This is a genomic window from Oscillospiraceae bacterium (assembly GCA_015068645.1).
Lineage (GTDB): Bacteria > Bacillota > Clostridia > UMGS1840 > UMGS1840 > SIG452.
The window spans coordinates 1-17920 of the sequence record SVKD01000003.1 but is presented as its reverse complement, the minus strand read 5'-3'; the positions used below and the strand labels follow the sequence as shown (position 1 = coordinate 17920).

Genomic DNA, 17920 nt, shown 5'->3' with positions numbered 1-17920 from the left:
ACGGCAAAGAAAGGACTTTTTGATTATGATTACTACCAACACAGCGGATGTTGCTTTAAAAAGCTATTATCTGGACGTTTTAAGAAACCAATTAAACACTACGACCAACCCCTTTTACAACAAAATTGTTACAACCTCTAAAAACATCATCGGTCATAAAGTGGTAAGACTTGCTCCCTATGCGTTAAACGGCGGATTCGGATTCTCCTCCGATGCCGGTAACCTTCCCAAAGCAGGTTCCAACCAGTACACTCATTTTGAGACTACCACCAAAGACATGTATGGTGTGATTGAAATTTCCGATAAAGCGATGAAAGCATCCCGCTTAAACACCAATTCCTTTGTGGACTTACTGACCCAGGAAATGCAGGGTATTTTGGAAGCGGCAAAATTCAATTATTCCAGAGCGTTATTTACCGACGGTACCGGTGTGATTGCTACCGTGGTGGAAGCAGAGGGCAATCAGATTCAGGTGGACTGTGTGAAATATTTAATCGAGGGTATGATTATTGATATCATCGGTTCTTCTACCACCTCGGCAAAACGTATTACCGCGATTAACCGAGCAGAAAAAATCATTGTGTTAGACAGTGCGGTAACCGCATCGTCAGGAGATAAAATCACCGTGCAGAATTCCTACGGCAAAGAACTGACCGGTCTGGGCGCTATTTTCAATTCTGACACTACTCAGCCCTTATACGGCGTGAACCGTAGCGAAAACTACTGGATGCTCCCCTATATGAATGAAAATACCGGCGAAATTTCCGATTTGAAAATTCAGACTGCTATTGACTATTTAGAGGAACATACCGGCAGCAAGGTAGACTATATTTCCTGTTCCTACGATGTGAGAAGAAGCTATCTTTCTTATCTGGAATTAACCAGAAGAAACATCGACCCCATGACTTTAGAAGGCGGGTTCCAGGCGATTTCCTTTGGCGGTATTCCCATTGTGGCAGACCGTCATTGTCCTGACGGCACTATGGACTTGTTAAACTCCAAGTCTTTCGCAATGCATACCTTATCCGACTGGGATTGGCTGGATGATGATGGCAAAATCTTAAAACAGATTGCCGGAAAACCTGCATGGACTGCAGTGTTAGCCAAATACGGCGAGCTGATGTGTGACCATCCGGGCGGTCAGGCAAGACTCAGCGGAATTACTGCATAATTCAGGGGAGGTTAAAAGACTTCAGATCGCAAAAACAAGCTTTCGCTATCCATAAACTTCACCACTCGCCGTATCTTTTTTGTACGGCTTCGGGTAACCCAAAGCAGAGATTTGGTTCAGTTTGTGGATTCTGAAGCCTTTTCCCTCTCTCCCCAAAAAAATGGGGTTGTTTAAAAAGTGCAATTGCTTTTTAAACAACCCCTTTTTAAAAAGAGGAATTTATGAACAAAAAAATTTATAAAACGCCTGTTGTGACCAATGTTTTTTTGATTCCTGAGCGTCTTCGGGAGATTGATTCGGGCTATTTTGTTCTCCGCAATCACGATGCAAAAAAGTTTGAAATTCATCATAGGGGACAACTGCATAACACCTATTGTCTGACGGTTCCTTACAGCGAACTGGATGAAAGAACCCTTCATCTGGTACAAAAAACCCGTATCTGTAATGCGGAAAAATTACTTGCCGAGATGGAGGAGCATAACCGAAAAATTTCAAATCAAAAAAATGCTATCCCCGAAGAAGCAACCCAAAAGCTGAAAGAAACCGTCACTTATCTGGGTAGACACTCGGATAAAGAATGTTTGGACAACGGGGCGTTTACCACCCGTTTTTTGTAAGGAAGGAGGAATACGATGACCTTACAGGAAGTAACCGATGTGGCATCCGTTTTAATCGGAAAACCGGTGGATACCCCATTGGCAAACAGATTTTTAAATGAGGGGATCAGGCTCCTGATTGCAAGATATCCCACCGCCTGTCCCATTAAGTGTCTGCGTGTGTTATGGCAGGCAGATAAAGACCCCTATCCTATGCCGGCTCATCGGGGAATTTATAAAATTTACCGCAATAAACAGCTGTACGGTGATTACCGACTGGATGAAGAAGGGCTCTACTTAAACCGTGAGGGAGAATATCAGGTTTATTATTACAGTGCACCTCAGGGGATGGTGGCAGAGGGAGAGCAGATTCCGTCTGCTCCCGAGTACGATTCGGAATTATGTAAATACGTGGCGTTTTCTGTGCTTCGTATGGATGACCCTACAAACCGCCTGGCAGACCGTTTGATTGAAGAATTTTATGATAACTGTGCCGCCATTCATAAAAGTCTTAAAGGACGTCTTAAAAAACCATCTGCCCCCTTACCCACACCAACCTGGAGATAGGGAGGAAAGAAAGTGAACTTTTATGATTTTAGCGGGGGGATTGTGAATCAGAAATCTCCCTATTTATTGAAAAAAGATGAAGCGTTGGAGCTTTGTAACTTTGATGTGGACCGGGGAGGGTTAACCCTTCGGGCAGGAACGGTAAAAAAATACGGCCCCTTCGCAGGAGAAGTAACTGCAATTCATAAAGCATTAAGCGAAAAAGGACACGAAATTTTATTTGTGCAATGCGGAAAAACAGTAGAAATGGTGGTGGGAGGTGCTTCGTGTAATCTGGTGATGAGCAACCAAACATTTCAGGCACTTTCCACGATGGATGGCTTTGCCTTTTTTATGGATCACTTTCCTTTTTTATTAAAACCGATTTATCGCCGTGTGGATGGGGAGATTCCCGTGGTGCATCCCTGGGAAGGGTTCCTGGTATTGGAACGGTTGGAGGAAGATTATTCCACTGCTGGAGATTTTCCTGCCGACTTATTCGGGAAGAACATTTGGGATGAAGATTCCAAAACGCTCTATTATGTCAAGGCGCATACCAATGCAACTTCCCAAAACATTCAGGAGTTGTTAACAAGCGACCAATTTGTTTTGTTGGGAGCAGAGGGAGACTTGTTGTACTTGCGGTATAAGTTTACCCAGGAAATTCAACTGGATCTGAAAACACTCTATCACGACAGTCCTTATTTTGAACGGTATCATAGCGTGTCTTTGCACGATGTGTTTGGCCATCAACTTTCGGAAAAACCGTCTGAAAATCCGGGATTTAAATGTCCCTATATGGTATGGCATCCTGCATCTATGCGATATTTTGCGGCAGGACATCCTGATTATCCCAATGCACTGTTTATCAGTGAGCCCAACGACTGGCACACCTATCTTCCCCAGAATGTGTTATATCCCCATTTGAATTTGGGAAAAATTACCGGTCTTTCGGTGGTGGAAAAATCGGTGGTGGTTGCTTATGAACACGGTTGGAGCCATTATGTGGGTTCCGACCCCACAGAAGACGGACAATGGTCCCTCTTAAGCGTTCCTGACGGTACCCGTTACGGAGAAACAATCTGCACCACTCCCGGAAGTGTCAGTTTTTTATCAGACAGCGGACTGGTCAGCTTTTCTGCATCCATGCTGACGGTGCAGATGCTGTATTCACCTTCCAGTTCTTTATATAAATTCTTATCGAAAGAGAAGATTGCTCTCCCTGTGCCCAAGGAAAAAGCCTTCGCTTTTTACCGAAACGGTATTTATTACTTTGTGATTGATGATACGATGTATCTGTATCATTTTACTACGGGTGCATTTCTTTGTTACCGTGGACTTACTTGCCAATGTATGACACAAAGCTATGACGGCGAAATTTTAATGGGGGCAGGAAAGTATGTTACCGTTTTTTCAGATCGTGTATTTACCGATTATGACCCTGTTACCGATTCTCAGATTCCCATTTCCTATTCTGCAAAAATTCCCATTTTCGGAGCTGTGGATGCCACAGAACTTGCCCGTTCGGAAGAGCTGGCTCTGGTCACCAAATCGTTATCTCATCCTGCGGATTGCCATATCAAGCTGTCTTCGGAGAGAGAAGAAAAGGAAGGAACGCTTTCTCACAGCAATCACTTATCCTACGGAAAAACGTCCTGGCAATACCGTTACCGTGACAGTGCTTTTTCAGAAACTGTGTTACCCTGGCAGGTAACAGGTCATTTGTTTTACTTAGATATTTTCGGTACCACCAATTCCGAAGAGGTGTTGCCGCTTCAGATTTATCATATCTGTTTAAAATTGAAAAAGGAACGTGATAAGTGATGATATTATTATTTTTATGTTTGATTACCGTGTTGTTTTTGCAGTATTGTGAGCTAAAAAAACTATGTTGGATATTACGGGAACATCACAAAAACGAAGATACAAAAAAACCTCCCAAAGCACGCGGGAGTTTTGTGATCAAAAGATTTGAAGAACGGATTAAGGAAGCACTGTATGAGTAAAAAAAAAGACGGAATTCATTGGAATTCCGTCTTTTTTAAGGTTATGATTTATTGGATTGCGTTCACAATGGCATCACCCATTTCACTGCAGGTGATGGGGGATTGTCCACCTAAATCAGCGGTACGAAGTCCTTGATTTAACACAGTGTCTACCGCATCTTCCACCGCTTTCGCTTCCTGCTCCAACGAGAAGGAATCCCGCAACATCATTGCAACCGACAAAATGGTAGCAATGGGGTTTGCCAGGTCTTTTCCTGCAATATCGGGAGCAGAGCCATGGATTGGTTCATATAATCCAAACGTTCCGTCTCCACGGGAAGAAGAGGGAAGAATTCCAATGGAACCTGTAATTTGTGCCGCTTCATCGGATAAAATATCACCAAACATATTGTTTGCCAGCACCACATCAAACTGACGGGGATTTTTCACCAGTTGCATTGCCGCATTGTCCACCAGCATATCGCTGATGGTTACATCGGGATACTCTTTTGCCACTTCGTGGACCACTTCCCGCCATAGACGGGAGCTTTCCAGCACGTTGGCTTTATCAATGCTGGTGACGTGTTTCTTTCGTTTTTGTGCCGCCATAAATGCCACGTGTGCAATTCTTCTGATTTCTTCTGTGCTGTAACATTCAGTGTCATAAGCGGTGTTATCCGTTTTGCCGCGTTCTCCGAAATAGATACCGCCTGTTAATTCACGAACCACATAAATGTTGATACCGTCTTTGACTAAATCATCTTTTAAGGGAGAAGCTTCCTTTAAGGCAGGAAATAACACTGCAGGTCGGATGTTGGCATAGAGATTTAAAGCCTTACGAATGCTAAGTAATCCCGTTTCAGGTCTGCTTTGGGCAGGCAGATTATCCCATTTAGGACCGCCCACCGCACCTAGCAATACTGCATCTGACTGTTTGCAAATATCCACGGTTTCCTTGGGCAGGGGATTTCCTGTGGTGTCATAAGCGATACCACCCATCAGTAAATCGGTAAAATGAAAGCTGTGTCCATAGACCTCCCCGATTTTAGTAAGCACTTTTTGTGCCTGTGTCACCACTTCGGGGCCGATACCGTCTCCTTTGATGACCGCTATTTTATAATTCATTTGAGATTCTCCTTATAACAAGCTGGCAAGCAGTCCGCCTTTTTCAATAATTGCCTGAATTTCCTTGGGGAAGGGTTCAATTTGGAAGGTTTTGTTTTTATTTTCCACGGTTAAAACACCATTTGCTAAATCGCAGCTGATGTTGTCACCGACTTCAATTTCATCCACCGCTTCGGCACACTCCACAATGGGAAGACCGATATTGATGGCATTGCGATAGAAAATTCTGGCAAAGCTTTTGGCAACCACCAAAGAGATTCCGCTTGCTTTGATGGCAATGGGAGCGTGTTCTCTGGAGGAACCGCACCCAAAATTTTTGCCTGCAATCATCACGTCGCCTGCCTGCACTTTGGTGATGAAATCTTGATCAATATCTTCCATACAGTGCATTTTTAAATCTTGGGGATCCGAGGTATTTAAGTATCTTGCAGGGATGATAACATCGGTATCCACATTGTCGCCGTAAATATGTACGTTACCTGTAATCATAAAAAACACTCCTTATTTCGGACAGCTTAACATACCGTCCACTGCACTTTGTGCTGCTACATAGGGACTTGCCAGATACACTTCGGAGGTAGGATGTCCCATTCTGCCCACAAAGTTACGGTTGGTGGTGGCAACAGCACGTTCTCCTGCCGCCAAAATGCCCATATGACCGCCTAAACACGGTCCGCAGGTTGGTGTGGAAACCACGGCACCTGCTTCGATAAATGCTTGAATATAGCCTTTTTCCATTGCTTCTAAATAAATTTTCTGGGTTGCAGGGATGATGATGCAACGCACGTCGGGATGCACTGTGTTGCCCTTTAATATTTCATAAGCCTGCGCCAGATCGGATAATCGCCCGTTGGTGCAGGAACCGATCACCACCTGATCAATTTTTACTTCGCCGAAATCCTTTGGTGTGTGAGTGTTTTCGGGAAGATGAGGAAATGCCACAGTCGGTTTGAGCGTGGATAAATCTATCTCAATTTCTTGCACATACTCGGCATCCGCATCGGGTTCGTAGGTGGTATAGGAGGAAGCTTTATCTTTTAAATATGCTTCGGTAATTTCATCAAATATGAAAATACCGTTTTTAGCCCCCGCTTCAATTGCCATATTACAAATGCAAAGACGGTCGTCCATAGACAGATTTTTTACCCCGTCTCCCATAAATTCTAAAGATTGATATAATGCACCGTCCACACCGATGGTACCAATCAGATGCAAGATGACATCTTTTCCTGTTACATAGGGGGGGAGTTTTCCCAGTAAGGTTACTTTGATGGCTTGAGGCACCTTGAACCAGGCTTCCCCTTTTGCCATTCCTGCCGCCATATCGGTGGAGCCAACTCCTGTAGAGAAGGCATTTAAGGCACCGTAAGTGCAAGTATGGGAATCGGCACCAATCACCACATCACCTGCTTTTACCAATCCTTTTTCGGGGAGTAGAGCATGTTCAATGCCCATCTGCCCCACATCGTAAAAATGGGTGATGTTGTGTTTTTTTGCAAAATTGCGGCTGATGACAGCCTGCTCTGCCGCTTTGATATCTTTGTTGGGACAAAAATGATCCATCACCAATGCAATTTTATCTTTGTCAAACACAGAACTTAACCCTGCTTTTTCAAATTCACGGATGGCAACGGGTGCGGTGATGTCGTTAGCAAGCACCATATCCAGCTTTGCCATAATTAGTTGCCCTGCCGACACCGAGGAAAGTCCCGCATGGTGTGCCAGGATTTTTTCAGTCATTGTCATACCCATCAGTTAAGCCCTCGCTTTCTTATACAATCAGCTTGTTCACACCGTTTAAGTATGCTTTGATACTTGCTTCCACAATGTCTGTGCTGATAGCACGGCCTGTAGCTTTTTTGCCGTCTAAATTCAGCTTGACTACTGCTTCTCCCAATGCATCTTCTCCTTCGGTTACGGCGTGAATCACGTAGTCACGAAGTACAAAGTTACGTTCCGTAATCTGATTGATGGTTTTAAATGCCGCATCAATGGGACCATCTCCGGTGGCAACTTTTTCGATAAAGTCGTCCCCGGATTTTACCTTAATCATAGCGGTGGAGGTTATGGTATTTCCGGAGTTAATCACAAAACGCTCCAAGGTGTAGGTTTCGTGAATTTGCACTTTTTTATTGGCAAGCAGTGCTTCAATATCACGGTCCGTGATAGATTTTTTCTTATCTGCCAATACTTTGAAATGTTCAAAAGAGCGGTCTAACTCTTCCTTAGTTAACCGATATCCTAAAATTTCTAACCGTTCTTCAAAGGCGTGTCTGCCGGAATGTTTTCCCAAAACCATTTGTTCCGCAGGTTTGCCGATGGATTCGGGAGTCATAATTTCGTAGGTGGAACGGTTTTTGAGCATTCCGTGTTGGTGAATACCTGATTCGTGTGCAAAGGCATTTGCACCGGTAATTGCTTTATTGGGCGGGATGCTGACGCCGGTAATGGCAGAAATCAATTTAGAGCTTCTGTATATCTGGCGGGTGTTGATGTTGGTTACGGCATCGTAGTAATCTCCACGGGTTTTGATTGCCATGGCAACTTCTTCCAAAGAGGTGTTACCCGCCCGTTCACCGATACCGTTTACAGTACATTCCACTTGGGTAGCCCCTGCTCTTACAGCGGCTAAGGAATTGGCAACAGCCATTCCTAAATCATTGTGACAGTGAACAGAGATATCTGCTTTGTCAATATTGGAAACGTGCTCTTTTAAATAAGTAATATAAGATGCAAATTCCAAAGGAGTGGAATAACCAACCGTGTCGGGAATGTTAACGGTGGTTGCCCCTGCAGCAATGGCTGTCTCCATTACCCGTGCCAAAAAGTCTTTATCGCTGCGGGAAGCATCTTCCGCAGAAAATTCCACGTCGGAACAATATTTTTTGGCATAAGACACCATTTCCTTGACTCTGGCGATGACTTCGTCTTCACTCATTTTCAGTTTATACTGCATATGAATGGGAGAGGTTGCCAAAAAGGTATGAATTCGGGGATTCACAGCACCCTTCACCGCTTCGTATGCCGCATCAATATCTTTGCAGGTTGCTCGTGCCAAACTGGCAACGGTAGCGTTTTTCACTGTTTCGGCAATTGTTTTTACCGATTCAAAGTCCATAGGGGATGCAATGGCAAATCCTGCTTCGATGATATCCACATTCAAAAGTTCTAACTGTTTTGCCACCTCAATTTTCTCGGTTAAGTTCATACTGCAGCCGGGAGACTGTTCTCCATCCCGCAGGGTGGTATCAAAAATTTTGATCGTTTTTGCCATACTTCACACTCCTTTATTTTAGAAAATTTTAATTGCTTCAAAAAGAAAAAGCCTGACGCTGTACATCGTACAACAGCAGGCTCTTTTTGAAACTATGGGAAAAAGAGGTATCACTTGGTTGCACGACAAACAGCATTACCGCCACATAACAATAAGGTAATGCATAATAAACCTAATAAGTTTGCCATAAACTGCATCATTATGATAGTCTCCGTTTTCTAACAGAATTTTCCTTATGATAGCACAAAGAAAAAAGTTTGTCAAGGAATTTTTGGAATTTTTTTAGGAATCCTTCTTTTTTGATAGGCTTTCACGATAACAAAAAGGCACAGGAAAAACCCTATGCCTTTCTATATGGAGTATCAAACCGTAATAGAACTCTTATTGTTCGCCGAAGTCTTTTGCAGTCGCCTTATCATAGATTGCCAACACTTCCTGAGAAGGTTTCTGATCGATGAGGGAAACAACAACTGCCACAATTGCACAAGCGATAAAGCCGGGCAGGATTTCATAAATATCATTAAAGTTGAATACCCAGGTTCCGCCGCCAACCATCTTGTCGAACACAATTGTTACTTCGCCTAACAGAAGCCAACCGATATCCACAACGGAACCTGCAATGATACCCGCAACTGCCCCTTTGTAGGTGAAACGTTTCCAGAACAGGGATAAAAGAATTACCGGTCCGAATGCAGCTCCGAATAAGCCCCAAGCGTTTTCAACCATGTTCATAATTGCCTGAGCACCGGTACCGCCGTCATTTGCGATGAAGAATGCTACTACGGCAACAATTACAACTACGATTCTGCCAACCCATAAGAGTTCTTTATCAGAAGCATTTTTTCTGATTAAAGGTTTGTAAATATCAGAGGTGAAGGAAGAGGAAGCAACCAGCAACTGAGAGTCTGCAGTGGACATAGAAGCTGCGATAATTGCTGCCAATAAAATACCTGCGATAAAGCCGGGGAAGAGAATTCTTGCCAGCTGAATAAATACCAGCTTCTGATTACCTGCGGGTAAGAGTGTGTCAGCCAGCATCATTCTGCCGAAGTATGCAATTAAGATGGCTGCTAATAAAGTAATTACAACCCAGATAATTGCAACAATCGCGGATTTTTTCACCATGCTGGGCTTTTTAATGGACATAAATCTTACGATAATATGAGGCATACCGAAGTATCCTAAGCCCCAAGCCAAACCGGATACAATTTCTTTCCAGCTGGCAGTGAACAGATTGGGAACAAAGGTGCAGGTTACGGTTTCACCTTTTTCCACATAAGTATATACAGTGGTCAATTTAGCCGGGTCTAAATTCTGAGTGGCTACAATGATAATCGGCACAGCCAACAGCGCAACCAGCATTAAAATTCCCTGGAAGAAGTCGGTCCAACAAACAGCTTTAAAGCCACCTAAGAAGGTGTATACTAAAATAATTGCGGCAAAAATAATCATTGCCACGGTAGGATCTAATTCAGGGAACAGGGTGGTAAATACGGAAGTACCTGCAGAGAATGCAGATGCAACGTAAATGGTGAAGCTGATTAAAAATACAATTGCGCAAACGATTTTTAAGGAAGCGCCTTTTGCTGCAAAACGGTTGGTTAAGTACTGAGGCACGGTGATAGCATCTCCGGATGCTTCTGAGAATTTTCTCAGTCTCTTTGCAACAATAATCCAGTTTAAAGCAGTACCGATGGCAAGACCGATGCCGATCCAAGCCTGACCTAAACCAAATGCTAAAATACTGCCGGGCAGACCCATTAAGAGCCACGCACTCATATCGGATGCCTGAGCACTCATGGCAGTAACCCAGGGGCCCATTTCACGACCGCCTAAAAAATAATCTTTTTCACTGTTGCTTTTGCTTTTCATAAAGAACCAAAAACCGATTCCAAGCATAGCAACAAAGTACAAGATAAATGCTAATACTTCTCCTGTCATAATTCTTATCTCTCCTTTTTGGTTTTGTGAAAACAAAAAAACAGTTTCCACAAAACGGAAATTTCCTTTCCATTATAATATAAAAGAGGGAATAAGTCAAGTAAGAAACCGATTTTATTCTGCCCATTATGAAAATTTATAAGAATATCTTGTATTTTTTATGAAAATAAGCTATAATCTAAAGTAAGAATATACATTTTAGGAAAGGATGACACTTGACGTATGAAATGTTGTATCATTGCTGTGGGAAACGAAGTGGTTTCCGGTGATATTGTGAATACCAATGCGGCTACCTTAGCCAATCTCCTAAAGCCTTACGGAATCCGCACCGTAATGCATATTGCGGTGGAAGACACGAAAAAAGATATTAAAAAAGCTGTAAAACGTGCGCTAAAATGTGCAGATTTAGTCTTCACCACCGGTGGACTTGGACCCACCTATGATGATATTACCAAAAAATCGGTGGCAGAAGCGTTAGACAGAGAACTTGTTCGGGATGAATATTCAGTAACCGTATTAAAATCTTATTTTGAGCGAATGGGACGGGAAATGATTCCCAGTAATTTAAGTCAGTGCGATTTCCCTAAAGGTGCTCAGATTATTCAGAATCCCAACGGTACAGCACCTGCCTGTATCACCGAAACCAAGGAAGGTACCGTTGTGATGCTTCCCGGTCCACCTGCTGAAGTGCAGGCGATTATGCAAACCGCAGAAATGCTTACTTTCTTAGATGGATTAAAAGAAGAAGAAATCGTGGAAACCACTTTGCGCTTTATTGGCATCGGAGAATCCAATCTGGCAGAGCTTCTTCGTGAAGAAATGAAAGCAGAGGACAATCTTATTTTGGCACCTTATGCCAAAACAGGTGAAGTGCATTTAAAAATTACCGCCAAAGGAAAGACAAAAGAAGAAGCGGAGGAGCTTACTGAAAATTTGATACAAATTATCGATCAAAAAGCAGGCCAATATATTTATGCAGAGGGAAATCATCCCTTAGAGGAAGTTTTGGTGCATACTTTGATTGAAAACGGACACACCTTGGTGACTGCAGAATCCTGCACCGGCGGTATGATTGGACAAACCGTTACAGCGGTGCCCGGTTCTTCCAAACCGTATCTGGGCGGTGTGGTGACTTATTCCAATGAACTGAAAATGGCACTTTGCGGTGTTTTGGAAGAAACTTTGGCAAAACACGGTGCCGTTTCCCCTGAAACGGCCTGCGAAATGGCAGAAGGAATTCGCAATCGTTTACAAGCCGATATCGCTGTTTCGGTTACAGGAATTGCAGGACCCGGTGGCGGAACCGAAGAAAAACCGGTTGGATTGGTATATATCGGTGTTTCCACCAGCAAAGCAACTGAGGCTCATCGGTTCCAATTGATGGGGAACCGCGATAAAATTCGTCAGTTATCCGTAAAAAATGCCCTGCATCTGGCATTAAAAGCATCCAAAAATTTAATTGTTTCTGCACAAGAAGAATAAAAAAATAGAACATTTGTTCGATTTTTTGTCAAAATCTATTGACTTTTCGATTTTTTTTGCTATAATGTGGGTAGAAATATTGAAAAACCTGTAGAGAAGGATGAAATGGAGAATATGGATATGGAGTTGGATAAACGCAAAGAAGACCGCCAGAAAGCTTTAGCGGCTGCTATGGCGCAGTTAGATAAACAATTCGGGAAGGGCACTGTTATGCGTCTTGGAGAAAATCTTTCCATGGATGTGGATGTCATTCCCACGGGGATTATGACCTTGGACCGTGCCACAGGTGTGGGCGGTGTTCCCAGAGGACGTGTGATTGAAATTTATGGTCCCGAAAGTTCCGGGAAAACCACAGTTGCTCTGACCATTATTGCCGAAGCTCAGAAAAACGGCGGAGAAGCTGCGTTTATTGATGCGGAACATGCCCTAGATCCCATCTATGCAAAAAGACTGGGTGTGGATATTGATTCTCTGCTGATTTCTCAGCCTGATACCGGGGAACAGGCATTGGAAATTACCGAAGCACTGGTTCGAAGCAACGCTTTGGATGTCATTGTTATCGACTCTGTTGCGGCGTTGGTACCCCGTCAGGAAATTGAAGGAGACATGGGGGATTCCCATGTGGGACTTCAGGCAAGACTGATGTCTCAGGCGCTCCGTAAATTAACCAGCGTCATCAATAAAACCAAAACCACCACCATTTTTATCAATCAGCTGCGTGAAAAAGTGGGCGTAATGTTCGGCAATCCCGAAACCACCACCGGTGGACGAGCGCTCAAATTCTATTCTTCTATGAGACTGGATGTGCGCCGTTCCGAAGCGTTAAAAAACGGTACCGAAATTATCGGAAACAAGGTAAAAGTAAAAGTGGTAAAAAACAAAGTAGCACCGCCCTTTAAAGATGCAGAATTTGACATTTTATACGGCGAAGGTATTTCCAAAAACGGCATGTTACTCGACTTAGGTGTAGAAGCCGGCATCGTGGAAAAAAGCGGTGCCTGGTATAACTACGGCGAAATGCGCTTAGGTCAGGGCAGAGAAAACGCCCGCATGTACTTAAAAGATAATCCCGAACTTGCCAAGGAAATTGAAGAAAAAATCCGCGACGGCTGGGACGATTAAAGTTTGAATTTAGGATTGTTTCTATCATACAAAAAAAGATGAACGAATTTCGTTCATCTTTTTTTGTATTTGCAAGCTTGTGACTATCGGATTATACATTAAATGTCTTATCGTTTAAATTCATATCTGTGCGCACTGATAAATTCATTATTTAGATATTCAGGATAGAATTTTCCTACTTTCAATCCTCCAGTTGGATTAGCCGCATGATAATATGTATTATTTCCTGCATATATTACAACATGGTTAGATTCACCATTGTTTGAAAACAGTATATCTCCAGGTTGAATGTTAGTTATTGTTCCATTAACTACTTGAGTGTTGGGAACCTTTGTTGCAGCAGAAGCTTGATCCCCAGAATATTTTGGTAAATCAATTCCAAATTGTTTGAACACGTATTGTGTGAAGCCTGAACAATCAAATTTTTGCCCGTTTTTACCGTTGCTTTCTCCTGCCCCACCACTTACATAGCTATTGTTTGGATTGTCTATTAAAGACTTCGCAAAAGCGAGCATTTCTGCAACAGTTCCTGTTGCAGTCTGTGTGTTTCCGGAATTGTCTATTGAATATTCAAAAATCCTGTGTTCAACCCAACCCATTTTATATGTGTTATATTTTGGAACGTAGTATATAATCTGATGAGCGTTTCCGTCATCGGCTACCACTGTTAAAGGACTGTCGCCACCGGATATTGATACAGACCAATTTTCACTAGGTACTCCCTCTCTAATATTTACCTTGATGGTACCGTTGATTGCTATGTCTTTTGTGTAAGGAGAAACGGCTTTATTTGTATCGTAATTTTGAATAAATCTATATATTTGTACATAGCCTGTTCCTGAAGCACAAGTCACCTTACACCAGCCATTGTCATAAAATTCAAGAATTTTGCATTCAAGTGCAGCGATATTGTTTGCAACTTTGTTGCTGTTTTCGCTGCAGGATGTGTACATAGGAACAGTATACCCATCTGAACCATCATACAATGTATAGGTAATTAAGGGGGTTGGATATTTGCTGATTTTGTTATATTTTTGGTTGTCAGAAGAAGTACCGTGGCTTTCATTAGGAAGGTATTGTTCTGCACCTAGACTGTCATTAGAAACATCGGTTTGGTATTCTCTGTCTTTTGCCACAATGGAAACCAACTGTTTTTCCTGATACCACTGTACATCACAGTTAAATGCTTCAGAAATGGCACGAACGGGAACTAAGGTTCTGCCGTTGGTAATATATCCGGGTTGGTCTAAAGTTGTTACACCGGAAGAGGTATATAAATAGTAGCTGCCAATGGTCAGTTCTACGCTTTCATTGCCACGGTAAGCGTATACGGTGCTGGTTGCACCATCCCATTCAACTTCTGCACCTAAAGCTTCAAAAATTGCACGCAGGGGAACCATGGTTCGTCCGTTTTTGATTTCGGGTTCCACATCAAAATATAATTTGCTGCCGTTTACATACACTTTAATACCGCCATAGGAAGATGCATTATTGTATGCTTTTTCGTGAAAATCGCTGATGCTTGTTTCATTTTTGGGTGTGGGAGCAGGGGTAGCAACGACGATTTCTTCTTTCTCGTAACCGCAAACTCCGCATTCGTTATAGTAGAAAACATGTTTTTCTTTGGTGCTTTCACCTCTTACATTTGTTTTCAAAGTTTCGTAACAGGTAGCGCATTCAGTGTTATAGTAGGGGACTAACCGATGATAGGTATCATCACCGCTGATAATTTCATATTTTGTTGTTTGGTAGTAATCTGTTGGAATGTGTGTATGGGATTCAACAACTTCTTCATCTTTGGTATTACCCCAAGAACCATCCGGATTGGTGGTTCCGTTACCCTGCTGGGGAGTGTTGGTAAATCCACCGCCTTGGGTGGGGAGAGTGATATCATCAGAATCCTCCTCATCCCATGTTCCGATCACGGTAACCGTCATAGTTTCTTCTCTTTTGTTGCCGGAAACATCGGTAACTGTAACTTTGATGATATGTTCGCCCGCTGTTAAAGAACTTGTTTCGTACGAAATATCATCGTCCCATTCTCTTTCTACTTCTTTTCCATCAATGTATAATACCATTTCATCGATTTCATCGTTGTCGGAAGCTATTGCATAAAATTCAACTTTGGTACCTTCGTCAAATGTTGGGTGTGAAGTTGGGCCTTCAGAACAGTCAAAATCGTCTATATTTGGCTTTTTGGTGTCGCTGAGAGTAGGTGCTCTGTTGCCACTGACGGTAGGTGCTGTGCCGCTCGAGGTGTTTTTTGCCGGTGCTGTTGTAAATTGTATTGCAGGTCCGGTGGTTTCTTCGCCGTTTTCATTGATTGCATAGAAATGATAATCATATCTTGTTCCGGCTTTTAACCCTGTTTGTGTATATTGAATGATTTCATCATTAATCGGATGACCGTGTTCTGCAGTGGTCATTTTCTTTTTGGAAACATTATAGTTGTCTACGAATTTAAATCCATATTCCTTAATTTTTATACCGCTGTTAGATGTCACGTATCCTCTTAATACTGCCGATGTGTCCGTAACATTGATCGGAATCATTGTTTGAACACCCGGTGCTTTTGCGTAAGCATTAAAGCTACAGAGGGATAATACTATTGATAGTATTAATGTAAAGCTAAAAATTCTTTTTTGCATTGTGGTAATCCTCTCTTTGTTATTTTATTCGTAAATATATACGGTTCTGGTTGCTTCATCCCATTCTACGTTGTAGTCAAATGCTTCGGCAGCGGCTCTTGCAGGAACCAATGTTCTGCCGTTGATAATCATAGGAGGAGTATCCAGCTCTTTTTGCTGGGAATTGCCAAAAGAAGTTAACATATAGCTTCTGCCAATTACAAATTCAGTGCTTACAATGCCATTGGTAGGTACATACCGTTTGCTTGCATACACTCTTTGCTGTTCGGCATCCCATTCAACCGTTGCGCCTAATGATTCAAAAATTGCACGGATGGGAACCATGGTTCTACCGTTGATAATTCTGGGCTGTACATCAAAATTTACAGATTCACCATTCACCATCACTTTTACAGGGTCAGATACGGTGATATTGAATTTTGCAACAATCCAGGGGAATTGCCAATACATATGATTTTGCACTAAAACAATATAGTTGCCTGCCGGTAATTTTCCGAAATTGTATTGCAATTGACCTACTTGCATACCTTCTTCTAATACAGAGGTCCAGCCCGGAGCATATTCTTCATCGCAGGAAGGTTCCGTGATATGATAAGTGTTTCCGTTTTTATACAGAGCATCACCATGGTTATCAAAAGAGGGAACCTGTTTGATTAAAAGACCATGTCGGCTGTTATCTCTCCACCATTTGGTTTCGTTGCCTTCATCATCATAGGAATTTGCAAAGTTGATGACTGCATCTTCTTGGGAAGTGTAGTAAAGGTTATATTCCTCGGTAGTGTTGATATATCCACCGTTAATATCAGATCCTTTGTCTACAATCAAAATGTTGCATTTTGCAACAATTTGGAGAGGATAGTCTCCCAGGTAAGAGGTTACCAGGACAATATGGTGACCGTTGGGAAGACTACCGATATTGTATTGTAATTGACCTGCTGTAGTATCAATGTTTGATAATTTTTCCCAATTGGAAGATTGTTCAATATCCCCTTCTTTGAGGGTATATATACCGTCTGTGTAGATCAGTCCATCGTCAGGCTCATAGATGCTTTCCACACTTTTTATATAAAGAGAGTGATCACCGTATTTTTTGTACCACTGAACCGATTCATTTTCATCCTGATATGCGGATGCAAAATTGATTAATACATCTTCTCCTTCGTAGTTATAGATGTAGTATTCATCGGTAGAATTCAATGTGGGATAGACAACTTGGTCTGTTGCACTGACCGGAAGCGATAGGGTAGACAGCGCGGTGCAGAGTAACATGAGTGCGATGAGTAAGCTCGACATTCTTTTTTTCATTGTGATAATCCTCTCTTTTTTAGATTTTTATTGGATATTCAATTACTTTCTTAGACTTGCCTGATACAAATAAGTTCCATTTTTGGGAAATAATTAAAATAAATTTTGGTAGTCACATTTTTCCACTAATTTTTTAAGGCAGATATCCCGAAAGTCTATTTATAGCCTACATTGAATCATATATAGCCTGTTTTGCCAAGAAGAATCGGTTATAATATAAGTATGTGATAATACAGGGGGAAAAGCGTGGATACTTATACAACCGTCAAAAACAGAATTTTGCATTTGTGTGAAGAAAAGCGTATGACTATCAACAAATTAGCATCGGAATCCGGCGTTGCTCCTTCTACGATTATAAATATATTGTACGGAAAAAGTCGGAATCTCGGGATTGTTACCCTAAAAATTTTATGTGACGGATTAGACGTTACGTTAGCTGAGTTTTTTGATACCGAGGATTTTCAGAAACCGGAGCAGGAAATTCAATAAACCGAAAATAAGAACCCGACCCGATGACGCAATCAAAGATTGCGGTCGGGTGCCCCGGAACCTTGTTGTATTCACAATAAAAAAAGGTTACTGCATTTGCAGTAACCTTTTTTTGTATAACGAAAACCACGCGATAGTCGCGTGGTTCGATAAAGGTTAACCGGTGAGAAAAAATCCTCCAAATATGTTACAATGGTAATGACCTGCCAGTCAAAAGAACATATTTGGAGGATTTA

14 protein-coding genes are annotated in these 17920 nt (G+C 42.2%); 7 read left to right on the top strand and 7 right to left on the bottom strand.

All coding sequences use genetic code 11. The features are described 5' to 3' along the window. Window positions 1–25 precede the first annotated feature (25 nt). The 4 genes from E7413_01715 (at window position 26) to E7413_01700 (ending at window position 4137) form a co-directional block, all read left to right on the top strand. Window positions 26–1171, top strand: coding sequence for a phage major capsid protein (locus E7413_01715; GenBank protein MBE7018587.1), 1146 nt, complete (start codon window positions 26–28; stop codon window positions 1169–1171). A 221-nt stretch (window positions 1172–1392) separates the two neighbouring features. Next, window positions 1393–1788 (top strand): hypothetical protein, encoded by a 396-nt coding sequence (locus E7413_01710; GenBank protein MBE7018586.1) that lies wholly within the window; start codon window positions 1393–1395, stop codon window positions 1786–1788. Between the two features lie 15 nt (window positions 1789–1803). Continuing rightward, complete coding sequence (locus tag E7413_01705; GenBank protein ID MBE7018585.1) at window positions 1804–2334, top strand: hypothetical protein; 531 nt, start codon at window positions 1804–1806, stop codon at window positions 2332–2334. A 12-nt stretch (window positions 2335–2346) separates the two neighbouring features. Next, window positions 2347–4137, top strand: coding sequence for a hypothetical protein (locus tag E7413_01700; protein ID MBE7018584.1), 1791 nt, complete (start codon window positions 2347–2349; stop codon window positions 4135–4137). Window positions 4138–4367: 230 nt separating this feature from the next. Here the strand turns inward: E7413_01700 and leuB are convergent, their stop codons facing one another. The 5 genes from leuB to E7413_01675 all read right to left on the bottom strand — a co-directional run bounded on the left by leuB (window position 4368) and on the right by E7413_01675 (window position 10641). Then, on the bottom strand, window positions 4368–5423 hold the full coding sequence (gene leuB, locus E7413_01695) for a 3-isopropylmalate dehydrogenase (GenBank protein ID MBE7018583.1): 1056 nt from the start codon (window positions 5421–5423) through the stop codon (window positions 4368–4370). A gap of 12 nt (window positions 5424–5435) precedes the next feature. Continuing rightward, a complete protein-coding gene (leuD, locus tag E7413_01690; protein ID MBE7018582.1) occupies window positions 5436–5912 on the bottom strand; it encodes a 3-isopropylmalate dehydratase small subunit in 477 nt (158 codons plus the stop codon). 12 nt (window positions 5913–5924) lie between these two features. Then, a complete protein-coding gene (gene leuC, locus E7413_01685) occupies window positions 5925–7175 on the bottom strand; it encodes a 3-isopropylmalate dehydratase large subunit (GenBank protein MBE7018581.1) in 1251 nt (416 codons plus the stop codon). Between the two features lie 19 nt (window positions 7176–7194). After that, entirely contained in the window at window positions 7195–8697 is a 1503-nt protein-coding gene (locus tag E7413_01680; protein ID MBE7018580.1) for a 2-isopropylmalate synthase, read from the bottom strand. Window positions 8698–9078: 381 nt separating this feature from the next. Then, on the bottom strand, window positions 9079–10641 hold the full coding sequence (locus E7413_01675) for a sodium/proline symporter (protein MBE7018579.1): 1563 nt from the start codon (window positions 10639–10641) through the stop codon (window positions 9079–9081). Between the two features lie 219 nt (window positions 10642–10860). Here E7413_01675 and E7413_01670 point away from each other — a divergent pair, with 219 nt between their 5' ends. Both E7413_01670 and recA read left to right on the top strand, forming a co-directional pair. Further along, window positions 10861–12120, top strand: a complete 1260-nt coding sequence (locus E7413_01670) for a competence/damage-inducible protein A (protein ID MBE7018578.1) — start codon at window positions 10861–10863, stop codon at window positions 12118–12120. 120 nt (window positions 12121–12240) lie between these two features. Further along, the gene (gene recA, locus E7413_01665) at window positions 12241–13242 is read left to right on the top strand and encodes a recombinase RecA (GenBank protein ID MBE7018577.1); all 1002 of its coding nucleotides are present in this window, start codon (window positions 12241–12243) and stop codon (window positions 13240–13242) included. Between the two features lie 107 nt (window positions 13243–13349). On the opposite strand, the gene E7413_01660 is transcribed toward recA, so the two are convergent. Next, window positions 13350–15794, bottom strand: a complete 2445-nt coding sequence (locus E7413_01660) for a hypothetical protein (protein MBE7018576.1) — start codon at window positions 15792–15794, stop codon at window positions 13350–13352. A 120-nt stretch (window positions 15795–15914) separates the two neighbouring features. Beyond that, on the bottom strand, window positions 15915–17195 hold the full coding sequence (locus E7413_01655; GenBank protein MBE7018575.1) for a copper amine oxidase N-terminal domain-containing protein: 1281 nt from the start codon (window positions 17193–17195) through the stop codon (window positions 15915–15917). Between the two features lie 246 nt (window positions 17196–17441). Here E7413_01655 and E7413_01650 point away from each other — a divergent pair, with 246 nt between their 5' ends. Beyond that, entirely contained in the window at window positions 17442–17684 is a 243-nt protein-coding gene (locus tag E7413_01650) for a helix-turn-helix transcriptional regulator (GenBank protein MBE7018574.1), read from the top strand. The last annotated feature ends 236 nt before the right edge of the window (window positions 17685–17920 follow it).